This is a genomic window from Pseudomonas palmensis (genome assembly GCF_017848315.1).
Classification (GTDB): Bacteria; Pseudomonadota; Gammaproteobacteria; order Pseudomonadales; family Pseudomonadaceae; genus Aquipseudomonas; species Aquipseudomonas palmensis.
Genome location: NZ_JAFKEC010000029.1, coordinates 45,507 through 60,796 on the forward strand (window position 1 = coordinate 45,507; position 15,290 = coordinate 60,796).

A 15,290-nucleotide genomic window follows, 5' to 3' on the forward strand; every position below is an offset into this window, starting at 1 on the left:
CAATCGATAAATATCCTTTTGCATCGCCCCTGTCGTGGCCCCCGGCTGCGACACAAACCCGCAGTTGCGCCGACCGCCGAGCCCCGTGAGCCCCGGCAACCCTGCTATCATCTGCGCCACTTTTTCCGTTCACGCCTTACACGAGTGAATCCATGAGCACCGACAAGACCAACCAGTCCTGGGGCGGCCGTTTCAGCGAGCCGGTCGACGCCTTCGTCGCCCGCTTCACCGCCTCCGTCACCTTCGACCAGCGCCTGTACCGCCACGACATCATGGGTTCGATCGCCCACGCCACCATGCTGGCCAAGGTCGGCGTGCTCACCGATGCCGAGCGCGACAGCATCATCGACGGCCTGACCACCATCCAGGGCGAAATCGAGGCCGGCAACTTCGACTGGCGCATCGACCTCGAAGACGTGCACATGAACATCGAGGCACGCCTGACCGACCGCATCGGCATCACCGGCAAGAAGCTGCACACCGGGCGCAGCCGCAACGACCAGGTGGCCACCGACATCCGCCTGTGGCTGCGCGACGAGATCGACCTGATCCTGGCCGAGATCACCCGCCTGCAAAAAGGCCTGCTGGAGCAGGCCGAGCGCGAAGCCGACACCATCATGCCGGGCTTCACCCACCTGCAGACCGCCCAGCCGGTGACCTTCGGGCATCATCTGCTGGCCTGGTTCGAAATGCTCAGCCGCGACTACGAGCGCCTGGTGGACTGCCGCAAGCGCACCAACCGCATGCCGTTGGGCAGCGCCGCACTGGCCGGTACCACCTACCCGATCGACCGTGAACTGACCTGCTCGCTGCTGGGCTTCGAAGCGGTGGGCGGCAACTCGCTGGACGGCGTGTCCGACCGTGACTTCGCCATCGAATTCTGCGCGGCGGCCAGCATCGCGATGATGCACCTGTCGCGCTTTTCCGAAGAGCTGGTGCTGTGGACCAGCGCGCAGTTCCAGTTCATCGACCTGCCGGACCGCTTCTGCACCGGCAGCTCGATCATGCCGCAGAAAAAGAACCCCGACGTCCCCGAGCTGGTACGCGGCAAGACCGGCCGCGTGTTCGGCGCCCTAACCGGCCTGCTGACCCTGATGAAGGGCCAGCCGCTGGCCTACAACAAGGACAACCAGGAAGACAAGGAACCGCTGTTCGATGCCGCCGATACCCTGCGCGATTCGCTGCGGGCATTTGCCGACATGATCCCGGCGATCAAGCCAAAGCACGCGATCATGCGCGAAGCCGCGCTGCGCGGGTTCTCCACCGCCACCGACCTGGCTGATTACCTGGTACGCCGCGGCCTGCCGTTCCGTGATTGCCACGAGATCGTCGGCCACGCGGTGAAGTACGGCGTGGACACCGGCAAGGACCTGGCCGAGATGAGCCTGGACGAACTGCGCCAGTTCAGCGACCAGATCGAGCAGGACGTGTTTGCCGTGCTGACCCTGGAAGGCTCGGTGAACGCGCGCAACCACATCGGCGGCACCGCACCGGCCCAGGTACGTGCAGCCGTGGCCCGCGGCCAGGCGCTGCTGGCCAGCCGCTGAGGCATTCGCCAGGCCCGTCTGGCGGGCCTGGCTGCGCTGAAGTCAGCGCTTGCCGGTACGCACCATCTCGAGGAAGGCCGGCATCTGGGCTTCCTTGTCTGCGGCGTTTCTCTGCACGTTGGGGTTCTGCTTGAAGTGTTCGAGCAGGGCCTTGGCCTGCGGGAAGTCCGCCAGCACATCCATATCGAACACCTTCTTGCCCACCGCATACGCCAGGTCGACGCTGTAGCAGAACAGGATGTCCGCCAGGGTCATCTGCTCGCCCGCCACATAGGGAGCGAAGGCACCGTTGCGCTTGAGGGCGGCAAGACCCGCCAGCAGCTCGGCCTTGGCCTTTTGCTTGATGGCCGGGTCCACCTGGGCACCGAAGAACGCCTCGGGGTAGCAGGCTCGGGCCGGCAGCTCGATGTACAGCTCGATCTCCTTGGCCAGTTCGCGCACCTTGGCCTGGGCGAACACGCCCTCGGGCAGCAGCGCCTTGCCGGGCTGGGTCTGCTCGATATAGTCAAGGATCAGGTTGGTCTCACTGAGAAAGCCGTGCTCGGTCTCCAGCACCGGCACCTTGCCGCAGGGGCTGATCTTCAGTGATGCGGGGCCGGGGCCGCCGAAAAACAGCACCTCTTCGAAGGGCACGCCCTTTTCCAGCAGCGCCAGTTTGACCATGTTGTAGTAGTTGCTGACTGCAAAACCGTGAAGCTTGAGCATGAAACATGCCTCCAGGCCGAAAGGGGTTGGCCTGGCCTTTATAGACGCTACCGCAGGCACTGACCAGCATCATGCAGTTGCTCGATAGCCAGGCATTGGCGTGCACTGCATGGCAAACTGGATGCCCATTCCGAGGAGAGCGCCCATGAGCGAGCCCACCGATATCGACAATGACGAAGAAGCGTTCGCCGAATCGACCCTGATCCAGGCCATCGAGAACCAGATCGAGAACGACAACCCGCCAGCGGCCAAGGCCACGTTCAACAAGCTGACGCTGGTGGGCTATGAGCGTGAGGACATCCTCAACCTGATGGCCCACGTGCTGGCCTGCGAGATCGACGCCATGCTCGAGGACGACCGAGCGTTCGATACGCAGTGGTACGAAACCGCCCTGCGTGCGTTGCCTGAGTTGCCACCCGAAAAGGACTGAAGCAATTACCGGCTGGCGTGGCTACACTGCAACTTCATGTACCCCTGCAAGGGTGCTGCCCTCCACTTCAGGAAAGTCCGGAGTATCTATGTCGTTTACCCCCGAGCTGATTGCCGAACTGGAAATACTCGCGCTGTTCAACCTGGACAGCACGCAGGAAGGACTGAAAGTCCATGCCACCGCAGCACCCCAGGCGATTGCCGCCGCCAAGCGCCTGTTCTCCAAGGAACTGATCACCCAGGAAGACGGCGGCTACCTGACCCCGCTGGGCCGCGATGCGGCGCAGAACGTACAGCAGTTGCTGATCATCCTGAACACGGTCGCCGAGCCGGCTTGAGAGCTTCGCTGAAGCCTTCGCCGGCAAGGCCGGCTCCTGCAGATCGGTACAGGAGCCGGCCTTGCCGGCGAAGGCCACAACCGGTCAATACGTCAGGCGCTGACAAAATGGCGCCAGAAATCAAATAGATTTCAGCCCCTCGCCCCGTAGCGGCTAAACTCGCCATTGCTCCCGTGATGGCCAGTTAGAGCCCTGCAATGAACCACCCCCACGAAATTCGACCCGACCTCGACGAAGGCATCGATCGCAAGGTGCTCAGCCAGTTGCGCAAGCGCTTCCTGGCCATCAACCAGGGTCGACTGGCACGCGCCATGGAAGGGTTGTCGAGCCGCCAGCAGCAGGTGCTCAACCTGCTGGCGCTGTTCTTCCACGTCAATCACCCGCTGCTGCCCGGCTACGTATCGGGCACCACTCCGGCGGGCATCTCGTGCTACGAGCCCGACGACGAGGCGCTGGCCGAGGCCCAGCGCCTGACCCGCTCGTTCACCTACCGCAAGCGCCACGGCCAGCCACCGCGCCCGCTGCTGGGGCTGTACCTGATGGGCAGCCTGGGCACCCTGGCCCAGGCCGATGAAAGCGACATGGACGTGTGGCTGTGCCACGCCCCCGGGCTCAGCGAGGCCGAGCTGAGCGAGCTGCGCAGAAAGTGCGTGTTGCTGGAGGTCTGGGCCGCGTCCCAGGGCGCCGAACTGCACCTGTTCCTGATCGAGCCGGAGCGCTTCGTCACCGGCGAGCGCAATACCGCACTGAGTTCGGACGACTGCGGCACCACCCAGCACTACCTGCTGCTGGACGAGTTCTACCGCACCGCGCTGTGGCTGGCCGGGCGCACGCCGCTGTGGTGGCTGGTGCCGGTCTACGAGGAAGGCAGCTACGCGCATTACACCCAGACCCTGCTGTCCAAGCGCTTCATCCGCGCCGACGAGAACCTGGACCTCGGCCACCTGGCCCACATCCCGCCCGGCGAGTTCGTGGGCGCCGGGTTGTGGCAGCTGTTCAAGGGCATCGAGTCACCCTACAAGTCGCTGCTCAAGCTGCTGCTGACCGAGGTGTATGCCAGCGAACATCCGCACGTGCAGTGCCTGAGCCTGCAGTTCAAGCAGGCGGTGTTCGCCAACCGCCTCGACCTCGACGAGCTGGACCCGTACATGATGGTGTACCGGCGTATCGAGCAGTACCTGCAGCACCGCGGCGAGGCCCAGCGCCTGGAGCTGGTGCGACGCAGCCTGTACCTGAAGGTGAACAAGAAGATCAGCCTGCTGGCGCGCCAGCGCAGCGGCGGCTGGCAGCGCGACCTGCTCGAGCGCCTGACCCGCGAGTGGGGCTGGGACGAGCGCCAGCTGATGCTGCTGGACAGCCGCAGCCAGTGGAAGGTGCGCCAGGTGGAAGCCGAACGGCGCATCCTGGTGGCCGAACTCAACCACAGCTACCGTTTTCTCGGCCAGTTCGCACGCAACCCGCAAGCTGCCACGCGCCTCGACCAGCGGGACCTCAACGTGCTGGGCCGACGCCTCTACGCCGCCTTCGAGCGGCGCGCCGGCAAGGTCGAGTTCATCAACCCGGGCATCGCCCCGGACCTGGCCGAAGACACCCTGACCCTGGTCCAGGCACCCAATCGCCAGGAGCCTGGGCAAACCCACTGGAGCCTGTACAGCGGCAACCTGAACGCCCATGAGTGGGAGCAGTTCGTGCCGTTCAAGCGCTGCCGCGAATTGCTCGAACTGCTGGCCTGGGCGCACCGCAACGGGGTGATCGACAGCACCACGCGCCTGGCGCTCAACCCCGGCAGCAGCGACCTGAGCGAGTACGAGCTGTTCAACCTGCTGGGCAGCCTGCAGCAGAGCGTGGCCCTGCCGTTCAAGGACGTCAGCGAGGCGCGCCTGCTGCAACCGAGCGTGGCGGACGAGATCCTGCTGCTGGTCAACGTCGGCATCGACCCGCTGCAGCATCACCGCGACCTCAACATCCTGATGACCACCGAGCGCACCGACTCGCTGAGCTACGCCGGGGTGCGCGAGAACCTGGTGCTGACTCTGGACCAGGTGACCCTCAACAGCTGGAACGAAGTGCTGGTGCAGCGGTATGACGGCGAGCACGCCCTGATGCGCAACCTGCGTGACTACCTCAACAGCCTGGGCAGCAAGGGCCACCTGCCCACGCTGAACGTGCGCTGCTTCTGCCACAACCGCGCCCAGGCCATCGCCCAGCGGGTCGAAGAGGTGTTCGCCACCGCTCAGGCGCTGCTTGCCGAAGGCCTGGGGCATCGCTACCTGATACAGGTGCAGCAGCACACCCATGTACTGGAATTGCACCACGGGGCGGTCAACCTGGTCAGCCTGGACAGTCAGGATGCACTGTTGGCATACCTGGGCGAGGAACGTGCCGAGTACACCCCGCTGCACCTGGACGCCAACGTGCTGGAAGACCACGACCTTGCGCTGGTGCTGCCCCAGGGCCAGCCGCAGTGCCTGCAGGTGTTCTACCGGGTGCAGGAGAACTGGGCCGACGTCTACGTGCTGGATGAATTCAATGCGCTGTGGCAGCAACGCCTGCCCTACCACGACGACAGCAGCCTGTTGCTGCCGCTGCAGCGCTTTCTGCAATCGGTGGTGTTCCGGCACAACGCACGGCTGCCGCTGGAAGAGCTGCCGGCACAGGGCGCGCTGGACATCCTCTACTATCAGCTGTCGCCCCCCGGTATCGGCCGGGCACGCCAGCTGGAGCCGCGCCAGGCACCGCCCACCACGCTGGGCAGCACCGCCTACGAAGTGCAGGCGATCATCCAGGCAGGCGTCGAAGACGCCCTGCAGGTGACGTTGTACTGCAACCAGAAGGAGTTTTCGGAGCTCGAGTATGGCGACCAGCTGTATGCGGTGGTCGCCCGCGAGATCGTCGGCCAGCGCCGTGACGCCCAGCGCTACCGCTGCTACATCACCGACCTGGACCTGTCCGACCTGCTTGCCGAAGGCCAGGGCTCGAGCATCCTGTACCTGCGCTACAAGCAGGAACTGGAGCGGGTGCTGAACCAGGCGCTGGAAGCGGCCTGATCAGAGGTCGAAGTCGCCTGCGGCTTCGGGCTGGTACTCGACTTCGAGCAGCTTGAGCTTGAGGGTCTTGCCGCCGGGCACCGGCCAGTCGATCTGCTCGCCCACCGACAGGCCGAGCAATGCGCTGCCCATCGGCGCCAGGATCGAGACCGTGCCTTCGGCGCCGGCGTCCTTCGGGTACACCAGGGTCAGGTGGTAGTCCTTGCCGCTGACTTCATCGCGGCAATGCACGCGCGAGTTCATGGTCACGACACCGGCCGGAACCTCCTCGTGGCTCACTACCTGCTCGGCGCGGTCCAGCTCGTCCTGCAGGGCGAGCACACCCGGCGAGTCCTGCGTCTTTTCATCGAGGCCATCGATCAGACGCTCGAGACGCTGTACGTCCAATCGGGTGAGGATAAGGGAAGGCTTGGTGCTCATGATCCAGTCAGACTCCTTGTTCATGGGTAAAAGTGCTGGGCGTTATAAAGCAAAACCCCGCCCAAGGGCGGGGTTTGCATGTTTTTCGGCCAGGCCGATCAACCTCGACACTACCACAGCACAATAAATACACAAGAGGCTCGCCGTCGCAGCCTAGCCGGCCGCCTGGCGTCGTGCCTGTGCCTGGGCGCAGATCTCGCGGCGGCGCTGGTCGTCGGCGCTGCGCCACTGGCGAATGTCCTCGACATGGCGAAAGCAGCCCAGGCACACCTTGGCCTCGTCCAGCCGGCACAGGCTGATGCAGGGCGACGGCACCGCCGGGCTGACATTGCTGTACAGCGGCTTGGCCGGTTTGGCAGCAGTGCTCATCTCAGATCTCGTCGAAGTCGAGCTTTTCGCCGACCCGCTCCCAGACGATGCGCTCGAGCATCTCGCCGAGCAGTTCCTCGGTCTTCTCACAGGTCCATTTGCCGCTGGCTTCGTCATAGTCGAAATGGAAACCACCCGACTTGTCGGCCAGCCACAGCTGGCGCAGCGGCTCCTGGCGGCTGAAGATCAACTGGCTGCCGTTGTCGAACTTGATGGTAAGAACGCCCGCCGAGTTCTCCATGTCCAGGTCCAGGTCGGTTTCATCGAACAGGTCTTCCAGGGCCTGTTGGGTCGCGTCGACCAGGTCGTGAAAACGCGCTTCGCTCAAACTCATTGCAAGAACCTCGAAAATGTCTGCACACACGCAAGCCGGGCAAGATACGAGCGCCGCGCCACGAATGCAAAGGTTAACGCCCGCAGCCGACACCCTGCACGGGCGCCTGTCCGACGGCGCAGCGGCTACATAGGCAAGGCGCCGGGCGCTCGGTATACTCGGGCGCAATACTGCTTAAATTCAAAGGATTTCGCCATGAAGCGCCTGATTTCCTCCCTCGCGGCGCTAGTCGCGATTGCCTGCCTCGTCTCCGCTTGCGGTCAGAAAGGCCCACTGTACCTGCCTGAAGACGGCAAAGACGGCAAAAAGTCGCAATCGCACCAGCACTGATTAAGGGATCCCCATGGACGCTTTCAACTACCGCGACGGCGAGCTGTTCGCGGAAGGCGTGGCGCTGTCGGCGATTGCCGAACGCTTCGGCACGCCTACCTACGTGTACTCGCGGGCGCATATCGAAGCCCAGTACCGTAGCTACTCCGATGCATTGCAGGGTGTTTCGCACCTGGTGTGCTTCGCCGTAAAAGCCAACTCCAACCTCGGCGTGCTGAACGTGCTGGCACGACTGGGCGCAGGCTTCGACATCGTCTCGGGCGGTGAACTGGAGCGTGTGCTGGCCGCCGGCGGGCGCGCCGACCGTGTGGTGTTCTCCGGCGTGGGCAAGACCCGCGACGACATGCGCCGCGCCCTCGAAGTGGGCGTGCACTGCTTCAACGTCGAGTCCACCGACGAGCTGGAGCGCCTGCAGGTGGTTGCCGCCGAAATGGGCGTACGCGCGCCGATCTCGCTGCGGGTCAACCCGGATGTCGATGCCGGCACCCACCCGTACATTTCCACCGGCCTCAAAGAGAACAAGTTCGGTATCGCCATTGCCGATGCCGAAGAAGTCTACGTGCGCGCCGCGCAGCTGCCGAACCTGGAAATCGTCGGCGTCGACTGCCACATCGGTTCGCAGCTGACGACGCTGGAGCCCTTCCTCGATGCCCTCGACCGCCTGCTGGCGCTGATCGACCGCCTCGGCGAGTGCGGCATCTACCTGCGCCACCTGGACCTGGGCGGCGGCGTGGGCGTGCGCTATCGCGACGAAGAGCCGCCACTGGCCGGCGACTACATCAAGGCCATCCGCGAGCGCGTGGGCGACCGCGACCTGGCGCTGGTATTCGAACCGGGCCGCTACATCGTGGCCAATGCCGGCGTGCTGCTGACCCGCGTCGAGTACCTCAAGCACACCGAGCACAAGGACTTCGCCATCGTCGACGCGGCGATGAACGACCTGATCCGCCCGGCGCTGTACCAGGCCTGGATGGACGTGACCGCCGTGCAGCCGCGTGATGGCGAGCCGCGCAGCTATGACGTGGTCGGCCCGATCTGCGAGACCGGCGACTTCTTGGCCAAGGACCGTGCGCTGAACCTGGCCGAGGGCGACCTGCTGGCCGTGCATTCGGCCGGTGCCTACGGTTTCGTCATGAGTTCGAACTACAACACCCGTGGTCGCTGCGCCGAAGTACTGGTGGATGCCGATCAGGCCTTCGAAGTGCGCCGTCGCGAAACCGTGGCCGAGCTGTTTGCCGGCGAAAGCCTGCTGCCGGAGTGACCCCATGCTGCTGCGTTTTACCAAGATGCACGGCCTGGGCAACGACTTCATGGTCCTCGACCTGGTCAGCCAGCACGCGCACATCCTGCCCAAGCACGCCAAGCAATGGGGTGACCGGCACACCGGCATCGGTTTCGACCAACTGCTGATCGTCGAGGCGCCGAGCAATCCGGACGTGGACTTTCGCTACCGGATCTTCAACGCCGACGGGTCCGAGGTCGAGCAGTGCGGCAACGGTGCGCGCTGCTTCGCGCGCTTCGTGCTGGACAAGCGCCTGACGGCGAAAAAGCGCATCCGCGTCGAGACCAAGAGCGGCATCATCGAACTCGATGTGCGCGGCGACGGGCAGATCAGCGTCGACATGGGCCCACCGCGCCTGGTGCCGTCCGAGATACCCTTCGACGCCCCCGCCCAGGCCCTGAGCTACCCGCTGGAAGTGGCCGGTCGCACGGTCAACCTGGCTGCCGTGTCGATGGGCAACCCCCATGCGGTGCTGCGCGTCGACGACATCAACAGCGCCCCGGTGCACGACCTCGGCCCGCAGATCGAGAACCACCCGCGCTTCCCGCAGCGGGTCAACGTCGGCTTCCTCCAGGTCATCGACCGCCACCGCGCCCAGTTGCGCGTGTGGGAGCGCGGCGCCGGGGAAACCCAGGCCTGCGGCACCGGTGCCTGCGCCGCGGCGGTGGCTGCCATCAGCCAGGGCTGGATGGATTCGCCGCTGCTGATCGACCTGCCCGGAGGGCGCCTGTCCATCGAGTGGGGCGGCCCGGGCCGGCCTGTAGTGATGACAGGCCCTGCCGTACGCGTGTATGAAGGACAGGTTCGCCTATGAGTGAGTACCAGCCATGACCGACCAGCCCCACACGCCCACCGCAGAGCCCGAAGCCTCCGACGCCCAGGGCTCGACGCCCAGCGTCGGGGCCCAGGACGTGGTGGCTTACCTGCGTGCCAACCCGGCGTTCTTCGCCGAGCATGACGACCTGCTGCTGGAGCTGCAGGTCCCTCACCAGCGCGGCGACAGCGTGTCGCTGGTGGAGCGCCAGCTCAAGCTGCTGCGCGACCGCAACATCGAGATGCGCCACCGCCTCTCGCACCTGATGGACGTGGCCCGCGACAACGACCGGCTGTTCGAGAAGACCCGCCGGCTGATCCTCGACCTGCTCGACGCCGACAGCCTCGAGGCCGTGGTGATGGCCGTCGAGGACAGCCTGCGCCAGGAGTTCAAGGTGCCGTTCGTGAGCCTGATCCTGTTCGGCGATACCGTGGCCCCCGTGGGCCGCTGGGTCAACCCGACCGAAGCGCAACAGGCCATCGGCGGCCTGCTGTGCGCGGGCAAGACGGTCAGCGGCACCCTGCGCGACCACGAGCTGGACTTCCTGTTCGGCGAGGCCCAGCGCCCCGAAGTCGGCTCCAGTGCCGTCGCCGCGCTCGACTATCAGGGCCTGCATGGCGTGCTCGCCATCGCCAGCCACGACCCGCAGCACTACAAGAGCAGCGTCGGCACCCTGTTCCTGAGCTACATCGCCGAAGTGCTCGGCCGCGTGCTACCGCGCTTTACCCAGACCCTGCGCCCGGTACGCTGATGGAGCGCCAGCTGGACGCGTTCATCGCGCACCTGCGCAACGAGCGCCAGGTGTCGGAGCATACCCAGCTGGCCTACCGGCGTGACCTGGCCAACGTGCTGGCCTACTGCGGGAAAACCGGTATCGCCAGCTGGAGCGCCCTGCAGATCCAGCACCTGCGCCAGTTCGTGGCGCGCCAGCACCATGCCGGGCAGTCGTCGCGCAGCCTGGCGCGCATGCTTTCGGCGGTGCGCGGCCTGTACCGCTACCTGAACCGCGAAGGCCTGTGCGACCACGACCCGGCCAACGGCCTGGCCGCGCCCAAGGGCGAGCGCCGGCTGCCCAAGACCCTCGATACCGACCGCGCGCTGCAATTGCTCGAAGGCGCTGTGGACGACGACTTTCTCGCCCGCCGCGACCAGGCCATGCTCGAGCTGTTCTACTCCTCGGGCCTGCGCCTGTCGGAGCTGACCAGCCTCGATCTCGATCAGCTCGACCTGCCAGCCGGCCTGGTGCAGGTGCATGGCAAGGGCAGCAAGACCCGCGTGCTGCCGGTAGGCCGCAAAGCCCGAGAGGCACTGGAAAAGTGGCTGGCGCTGCGCGGCATCAGCGCCCCGCAGGACAACGCGGTGTTCGTCAGCCAGCAAGGCCGGCGCCTGGGCCCGCGGGCGATCCAGCTGCGGGTCCAGGCGGCGGGCAGCCGTGAGCTGGGGCAGAACCTGCACCCGCACATGCTGCGCCACTCCTTCGCCAGCCACCTGCTCGAATCGTCCCAGGACCTGCGTGCGGTGCAGGAAATGCTCGGGCATGCCGACATCGCCACCACGCAGATCTACACTCACCTGGACTTCCAGCACCTGGCGAGCGTCTATGACAGCGCCCACCCAAGGGCCAAACGCAGCAAGGACAGTGACTCATGAGCATTCAGCTGATCACCTTCGACCTGGACGACACCCTGTGGGACACCGCTCCGGTCATTGTCAGTGCCGAGGCCGTGCTGCGCGACTGGCTGGCGGCGAATGCACCCGACCTGGGCGCGGTGCCGGTGGAGCACCTGTATGCCATTCGCGAGCGCCTGGTGCAGGCCGAGCCGGGCCTGCGGCATCGCATCAGCGCCTTGCGGCGCAAGGTGCTGTTCCATGCCATGAGCGACGTCGGCTACAGCGAAGCCAGGGCCCACGCCCTGGCCAACGAGGGCTTTGAAGTGTTCCTGCATGCGCGCCACCAGGTGGATATCTTCCCCGAGGTGCAGCCAGTGCTGGAGGTGCTGCGCCATCGCTACACCCTGGGCGTGGTTACCAATGGCAATGCCGACGTGAGGCGCCTGGGGCTGGCCGACTATTTCAGGTTCGCCCTGTGCGCCGAGGACCTGGGCATCGGCAAGCCCGACCCGCAGCCGTTTCTCGAAGCATTGCGCCAGGGCCAGGCCGAGGCCGGCAATGCCGTGCATATCGGCGACCACCCGGGCGACGACATCGCCGGGGCCCAGCAGGCCGGCCTGCGCGCGATATGGTTCAACCCGCAGGGCAAGGCGTGGACGGCCAAGGGGCAGCCGGATGCCGAGATCCAGCGCCTGTCGCAGCTGCCTGAGCTGTTGCTCAGTTGGCGTTAGCCCCGCTGGCCCCATCGCGGGTCAAGCCCGCTCCCACAAGGGTTGCGGTGATCGTTGTAGGAGCGCGCCTGCCCCGCCATAGCGTCAGCAGCGGCAACCGATAACGCCACCCACAAAAAAGCCCGCAGCGACGGCGGGCTCTTCTGTTCGACGGCACCCCTCAGATAGGACGGCTACCGTACTTGTTGTCTGGCTTCTTGGGCGGATCGGCGACCACGTTGGCCTCCACTTCCTGCACCTTGCCGCCACGCGACAGGAACTCTTCCATCGCCTTGGCGAGCGCGTCGCGCTCCTTCTGCTTGGCTTCCATGCTGGGCATTTCGTCGACCGAGACCGCAGCCTTGGACTTGCCCTTGGCTACCGGTGCGGGGCTGTCGTCACCGCTGTCATCGGCAACGTCGTCGGCAGCCGCTTCCAGGCCTTCATCGGTATCGTCTTCGTCGCCCACTTCGAGGTCGTCGTTTTCCAGATCATCGTCGCTCATGTTCTACCTCATGACTTGCGAAAAGCAGATAAGTTATAGACCAACAGCGCCAGGTGCGGCCACTGCCGGAAAAATCCAGGGCCACGGGTAGCCCGCGGCCAGCGGCGCCCGCCCTACCGCCTGGCGAGCACCGTGCGGGCCCGTGCAGGGCCCGACAAAAAGAAAGAGCTGCCGGCATTGCTTCACCAGCTGACCCCGCCGTGAGCGGCCTGTTCAATGCCAAGCCTAGCAAAGGGTATCGAAGTGCGCGGACAGGTCATCCGCACCCTACGGCGCGCATTCTAGCGTGATGTGTGAAAAAGCAAAGTGCCTAAATATCCTTGTTCGCTGTAAGTTTTATGCTTGATGGCCATTACAGCGTCAAGCGCCTGCAAATGCCCCCGTGGAAACCGTTTGCGTGCCCTTGGATGGACAAAATCCAGGCAAAAAAATGCCCGGCAAGCCGGGCATGTTTTTTCGAGCATGTTACAGGTTGTAGCCACGCTCGTTGTGCTGCGCGAGGTCGAGGCCGACCGCTTCTTCCTCTTCGTTGACCCGCAGGCCCATCACCAGGTCCAGCACCTTCAGAATCACGTAGGTGACGATGGCGGTGTAGATCACCGTGAAGCCCACGCCCTTGGCCTGCACCCAGACCTGTGCGCCGATATCTTCGACGGTACCGAAGCCGCCCAGTGCAGGGGCCGCGAACACGCCGGTGAGAATCGCGCCGACGATGCCGCCGATGCCATGCACGCCGAAGGCGTCCAGGGAGTCGTCATAGCCCATCTTGCGCTTGAGGCTGGTGGCGCAGAAGAAGCACACCACACCCGATACCAGGCCGATCACCAGCGCGCCCATCGGGCCTACGGTGCCCGCAGCCGGGGTGATCGCCACCAGGCCTGCCACCACACCGGAGGCGATGCCCAGGGCGCTGGGTTTGCCGTGGGTGATCCACTCGGCGAACATCCAGCCCAGCGCAGCGGCGGCCGTGGCGATCTGGGTCACCAGCATGGCCATGCCGGCGGTGCCGTTGGCAGCGGCTGCGGAGCCGGCGTTGAAGCCGAACCAGCCGATCCACAGCATGGCCGCGCCCATCAGGGTGTAGCCCAGGTTGTGCGGGGCCATCGGGGTGGTCGGGAAACCCTTGCGCTTGCCCAGCACCAGGCACGCCACCAGGCCCGCGATACCCGCATTGATATGCACCACGGTGCCACCGGCAAAGTCCAGTACGCCCCAGTCCCACATCAGGCCGCCGGCACCGGACCAGACCATGTGCGCGATCGGTGCGTAGACCAGGGTGAACCACACGGCCATGAAGATCAGCATGGCCGAGAACTTCATGCGCTCGGCAAAGGCACCGACGATCAGGGCCGGAGTGATGATGGCGAAGGTCATCTGGAAGGTGATGAACACCGCCTCGGGGAACAACGAGGTCAGGCTTGCGGGGGTGACGCCGGCCAGGAAGGCCTTGGAGAACCCGCCGACGAAGGAATTGAAGTTGACCACGCCCTCTTCCATACCCGTGGTATCGAACGCCAGGCTGTAGCCGTAGACCATCCACAGAATGCTGATCAGGCCGGTGATGGCGAAACACTGCATCATCACCGAAAGCACGTTCTTGGAACGCACCATGCCGCCGTAGAACAACGCCAGGCCCGGGATGGTCATGAACAGCACCAGCGCGGTGGCGGTCAACATCCAGGCGGTGTCGCCGGAGTTGAGCACGGGGGCGGCTGCCTCCTCTGCCATGGCCATGCCAGGCATTACGAGGGACAAAAGGGCTCCTAGCCCTGCGAACTGACGCAGAGTCATATTGTTATCTCCTGGGGCGTTGGGGTTTGGGGCGGCGTTACTTAGATCGCGTCGGTATCGGTTTCACCGGTACGGATGCGGATGGCCTGTTCCAGATTGACCACGAAAATCTTGCCGTCACCGATCTTGCCGGTGTTGGCCGCCTTGGTGATCGCCTCGATGACCCGGTCCAGGTCCTTGTCGTCGATGGCGACATCGATCTTCACCTTGGGCAGGAAATCGACTACGTATTCAGCACCGCGATACAGCTCGGTGTGGCCTTTCTGCCGTCCGAAGCCTTTGACTTCCGTGACGGTAATGCCCTGCACGCCGATTTCGGACAGCGACTCGCGCACGTCGTCCAACTTGAATGGCTTGATGATGGCAGTGACTAGCTTCATGAAACTCTCTCCCGAATTGGTGGACTTGCCCCAGGAAAACAAACCCGTCTCAAGTCTAAGCGCAGTGCCTGGCTTTGTAACGCTTCGTCGGCCTCAATCCCAAGGCCCGACACCAGTGCATGAGTCACTTGGCTCTAAGCAGAAACCTTGCCATGTCTGCCAAAGCCACCAATTACAAGGGCTTGCGTGCCTTGCTTGGAATTGGCCAGTCGCCAGCAGGACAAACACGCACAAAAACGGTGCGCTACCGATCGGGGGAATGCGCGAAAAGCGTGCGGGGCGAGCGGGCGTGGGGTGCGTGTTACACTGGCCGCCTCTTTGCATTTACCGGACGGACCAACATGCTCGCGCCCAAAGCCTTTCTCGATGCCCTGAGCGACCAGGCCTCGCGCCTGTTCAGCGGTGACACCGCGCAGCCGCGCAGCGAACTGGAAAGCCAGTTCAAGGCGCTGCTGCAAAGTGGTTTCAGCAAGCTGGAACTGGTCAGCCGTGAGGAGTTCGACAGCCAGATGGTAGTGCTGGCCCGCACCCGCGCACGCCTGGAGGCGCTGGAGGCCAAGGTCGAAGAGATGGAAGCGCGGCTGAACCCGGCGGCTGCCGAGTAGAGCGCAACGCAGCCTTCGTCGGCGGGGCCGGCGCCTGCAGGGTCATGCAGGGGCCTGCCTCACCTTCTCATAC

General features: G+C 64.8%; 18 protein-coding genes. 11 read left to right on the forward strand and 7 right to left on the reverse strand.

Annotated elements, in window-relative coordinates:
* Positions 1-152: 152 nt before the first annotated feature.
* Positions 153-1,547 carry an argininosuccinate lyase gene (gene argH / locus JZZ72_RS16265; protein ID WP_043863368.1) on the forward strand — a complete coding sequence of 465 codons (1,395 nt, stop codon included), beginning with the start codon at positions 153-155 and terminating at the stop codon, positions 1,545-1,547.
* 42 nt (positions 1,548-1,589) lie between these two features.
* Here argH and JZZ72_RS16270 read toward each other — a convergent pair whose 3' ends face one another.
* A complete protein-coding gene (locus tag JZZ72_RS16270) occupies positions 1,590-2,252 on the reverse strand; it encodes a glutathione S-transferase family protein (RefSeq protein ID WP_043863367.1) in 663 nt (220 codons plus the stop codon).
* Positions 2,253-2,397: 145 nt separating this feature from the next.
* Here JZZ72_RS16270 and JZZ72_RS16275 point away from each other — a divergent pair, with 145 nt between their 5' ends.
* From JZZ72_RS16275 to JZZ72_RS16285, 3 genes are all read left to right on the forward strand, one after another.
* Positions 2,398-2,682 (forward strand): hypothetical protein, encoded by a 285-nt coding sequence (locus JZZ72_RS16275; protein ID WP_043863366.1) that lies wholly within the window; start codon positions 2,398-2,400, stop codon positions 2,680-2,682.
* A gap of 88 nt (positions 2,683-2,770) precedes the next feature.
* Complete coding sequence (locus JZZ72_RS16280; protein WP_043863365.1) at positions 2,771-3,019, forward strand: TIGR02647 family protein; 249 nt, start codon at positions 2,771-2,773, stop codon at positions 3,017-3,019.
* Between the two features lie 197 nt (positions 3,020-3,216).
* The gene (locus JZZ72_RS16285) at positions 3,217-6,066 is read left to right on the forward strand and encodes a class I adenylate cyclase (RefSeq protein WP_210014704.1); all 2,850 of its coding nucleotides are present in this window, start codon (positions 3,217-3,219) and stop codon (positions 6,064-6,066) included.
* Here the strand turns inward: JZZ72_RS16285 and rnk are convergent, their stop codons facing one another.
* The 3 genes from rnk to cyaY form a co-directional block, all read right to left on the reverse strand.
* Entirely contained in the window at positions 6,067-6,486 is a 420-nt protein-coding gene (gene rnk, locus JZZ72_RS16290; protein ID WP_043863363.1) for a nucleoside diphosphate kinase regulator, read from the reverse strand.
* Positions 6,487-6,639: 153 nt separating this feature from the next.
* Entirely contained in the window at positions 6,640-6,855 is a 216-nt protein-coding gene (locus JZZ72_RS16295; protein WP_054915485.1) for a DUF1289 domain-containing protein, read from the reverse strand.
* Position 6,856: 1 nt separating this feature from the next.
* Positions 6,857-7,189 (reverse strand): iron donor protein CyaY, encoded by a 333-nt coding sequence (cyaY, locus tag JZZ72_RS16300; RefSeq protein WP_043863361.1) that lies wholly within the window; start codon positions 7,187-7,189, stop codon positions 6,857-6,859.
* Between the two features lie 195 nt (positions 7,190-7,384).
* Here cyaY and lptM point away from each other — a divergent pair, with 195 nt between their 5' ends.
* The 6 genes from lptM to JZZ72_RS16330 are packed head-to-tail and all read left to right on the forward strand — an operon-like array spanning position 7,385 to position 11,957.
* On the forward strand, positions 7,385-7,519 hold the full coding sequence (gene lptM, locus JZZ72_RS16305; RefSeq protein ID WP_043863360.1) for an LPS translocon maturation chaperone LptM: 135 nt from the start codon (positions 7,385-7,387) through the stop codon (positions 7,517-7,519).
* A gap of 13 nt (positions 7,520-7,532) precedes the next feature.
* Entirely contained in the window at positions 7,533-8,780 is a 1,248-nt protein-coding gene (lysA, locus tag JZZ72_RS16310) for a diaminopimelate decarboxylase (protein ID WP_210014705.1), read from the forward strand.
* 4 nt (positions 8,781-8,784) lie between these two features.
* On the forward strand, positions 8,785-9,615 hold the full coding sequence (gene dapF, locus JZZ72_RS16315; protein ID WP_058541735.1) for a diaminopimelate epimerase: 831 nt from the start codon (positions 8,785-8,787) through the stop codon (positions 9,613-9,615).
* Positions 9,616-9,628: 13 nt separating this feature from the next.
* On the forward strand, positions 9,629-10,366 hold the full coding sequence (locus JZZ72_RS16320) for a DUF484 family protein (RefSeq protein WP_088514612.1): 738 nt from the start codon (positions 9,629-9,631) through the stop codon (positions 10,364-10,366).
* On the forward strand, positions 10,366-11,265 hold the full coding sequence (gene xerC, locus JZZ72_RS16325; protein ID WP_054915482.1) for a tyrosine recombinase XerC: 900 nt from the start codon (positions 10,366-10,368) through the stop codon (positions 11,263-11,265). Before JZZ72_RS16320 ends, xerC begins: the two co-directional genes overlap by 1 nt.
* Positions 11,262-11,957 (forward strand): HAD family hydrolase, encoded by a 696-nt coding sequence (locus JZZ72_RS16330; RefSeq protein WP_123753391.1) that lies wholly within the window; start codon positions 11,262-11,264, stop codon positions 11,955-11,957. Before xerC ends, JZZ72_RS16330 begins: the two co-directional genes overlap by 4 nt.
* A 160-nt stretch (positions 11,958-12,117) precedes the next feature.
* Here the strand turns inward: JZZ72_RS16330 and sutA are convergent, their stop codons facing one another.
* From sutA to glnK, 3 genes are all read right to left on the reverse strand, one after another.
* On the reverse strand, positions 12,118-12,441 hold the full coding sequence (gene sutA, locus JZZ72_RS16335) for a transcriptional regulator SutA (protein ID WP_043863351.1): 324 nt from the start codon (positions 12,439-12,441) through the stop codon (positions 12,118-12,120).
* A 465-nt stretch (positions 12,442-12,906) separates the two neighbouring features.
* Complete coding sequence (locus JZZ72_RS16340) at positions 12,907-14,232, reverse strand: ammonium transporter (protein ID WP_043863350.1); 1,326 nt, start codon at positions 14,230-14,232, stop codon at positions 12,907-12,909.
* Between the two features lie 41 nt (positions 14,233-14,273).
* Positions 14,274-14,612 carry a P-II family nitrogen regulator gene (glnK, locus tag JZZ72_RS16345; RefSeq protein WP_002555808.1) on the reverse strand — a complete coding sequence of 113 codons (339 nt, stop codon included), beginning with the start codon at positions 14,610-14,612 and terminating at the stop codon, positions 14,274-14,276.
* 341 nt (positions 14,613-14,953) lie between these two features.
* Here glnK and JZZ72_RS16350 point away from each other — a divergent pair, with 341 nt between their 5' ends.
* The gene (locus JZZ72_RS16350) at positions 14,954-15,217 is read left to right on the forward strand and encodes an accessory factor UbiK family protein (RefSeq protein WP_043863349.1); all 264 of its coding nucleotides are present in this window, start codon (positions 14,954-14,956) and stop codon (positions 15,215-15,217) included.
* Positions 15,218-15,290: the final 73 nt, after the last annotated feature.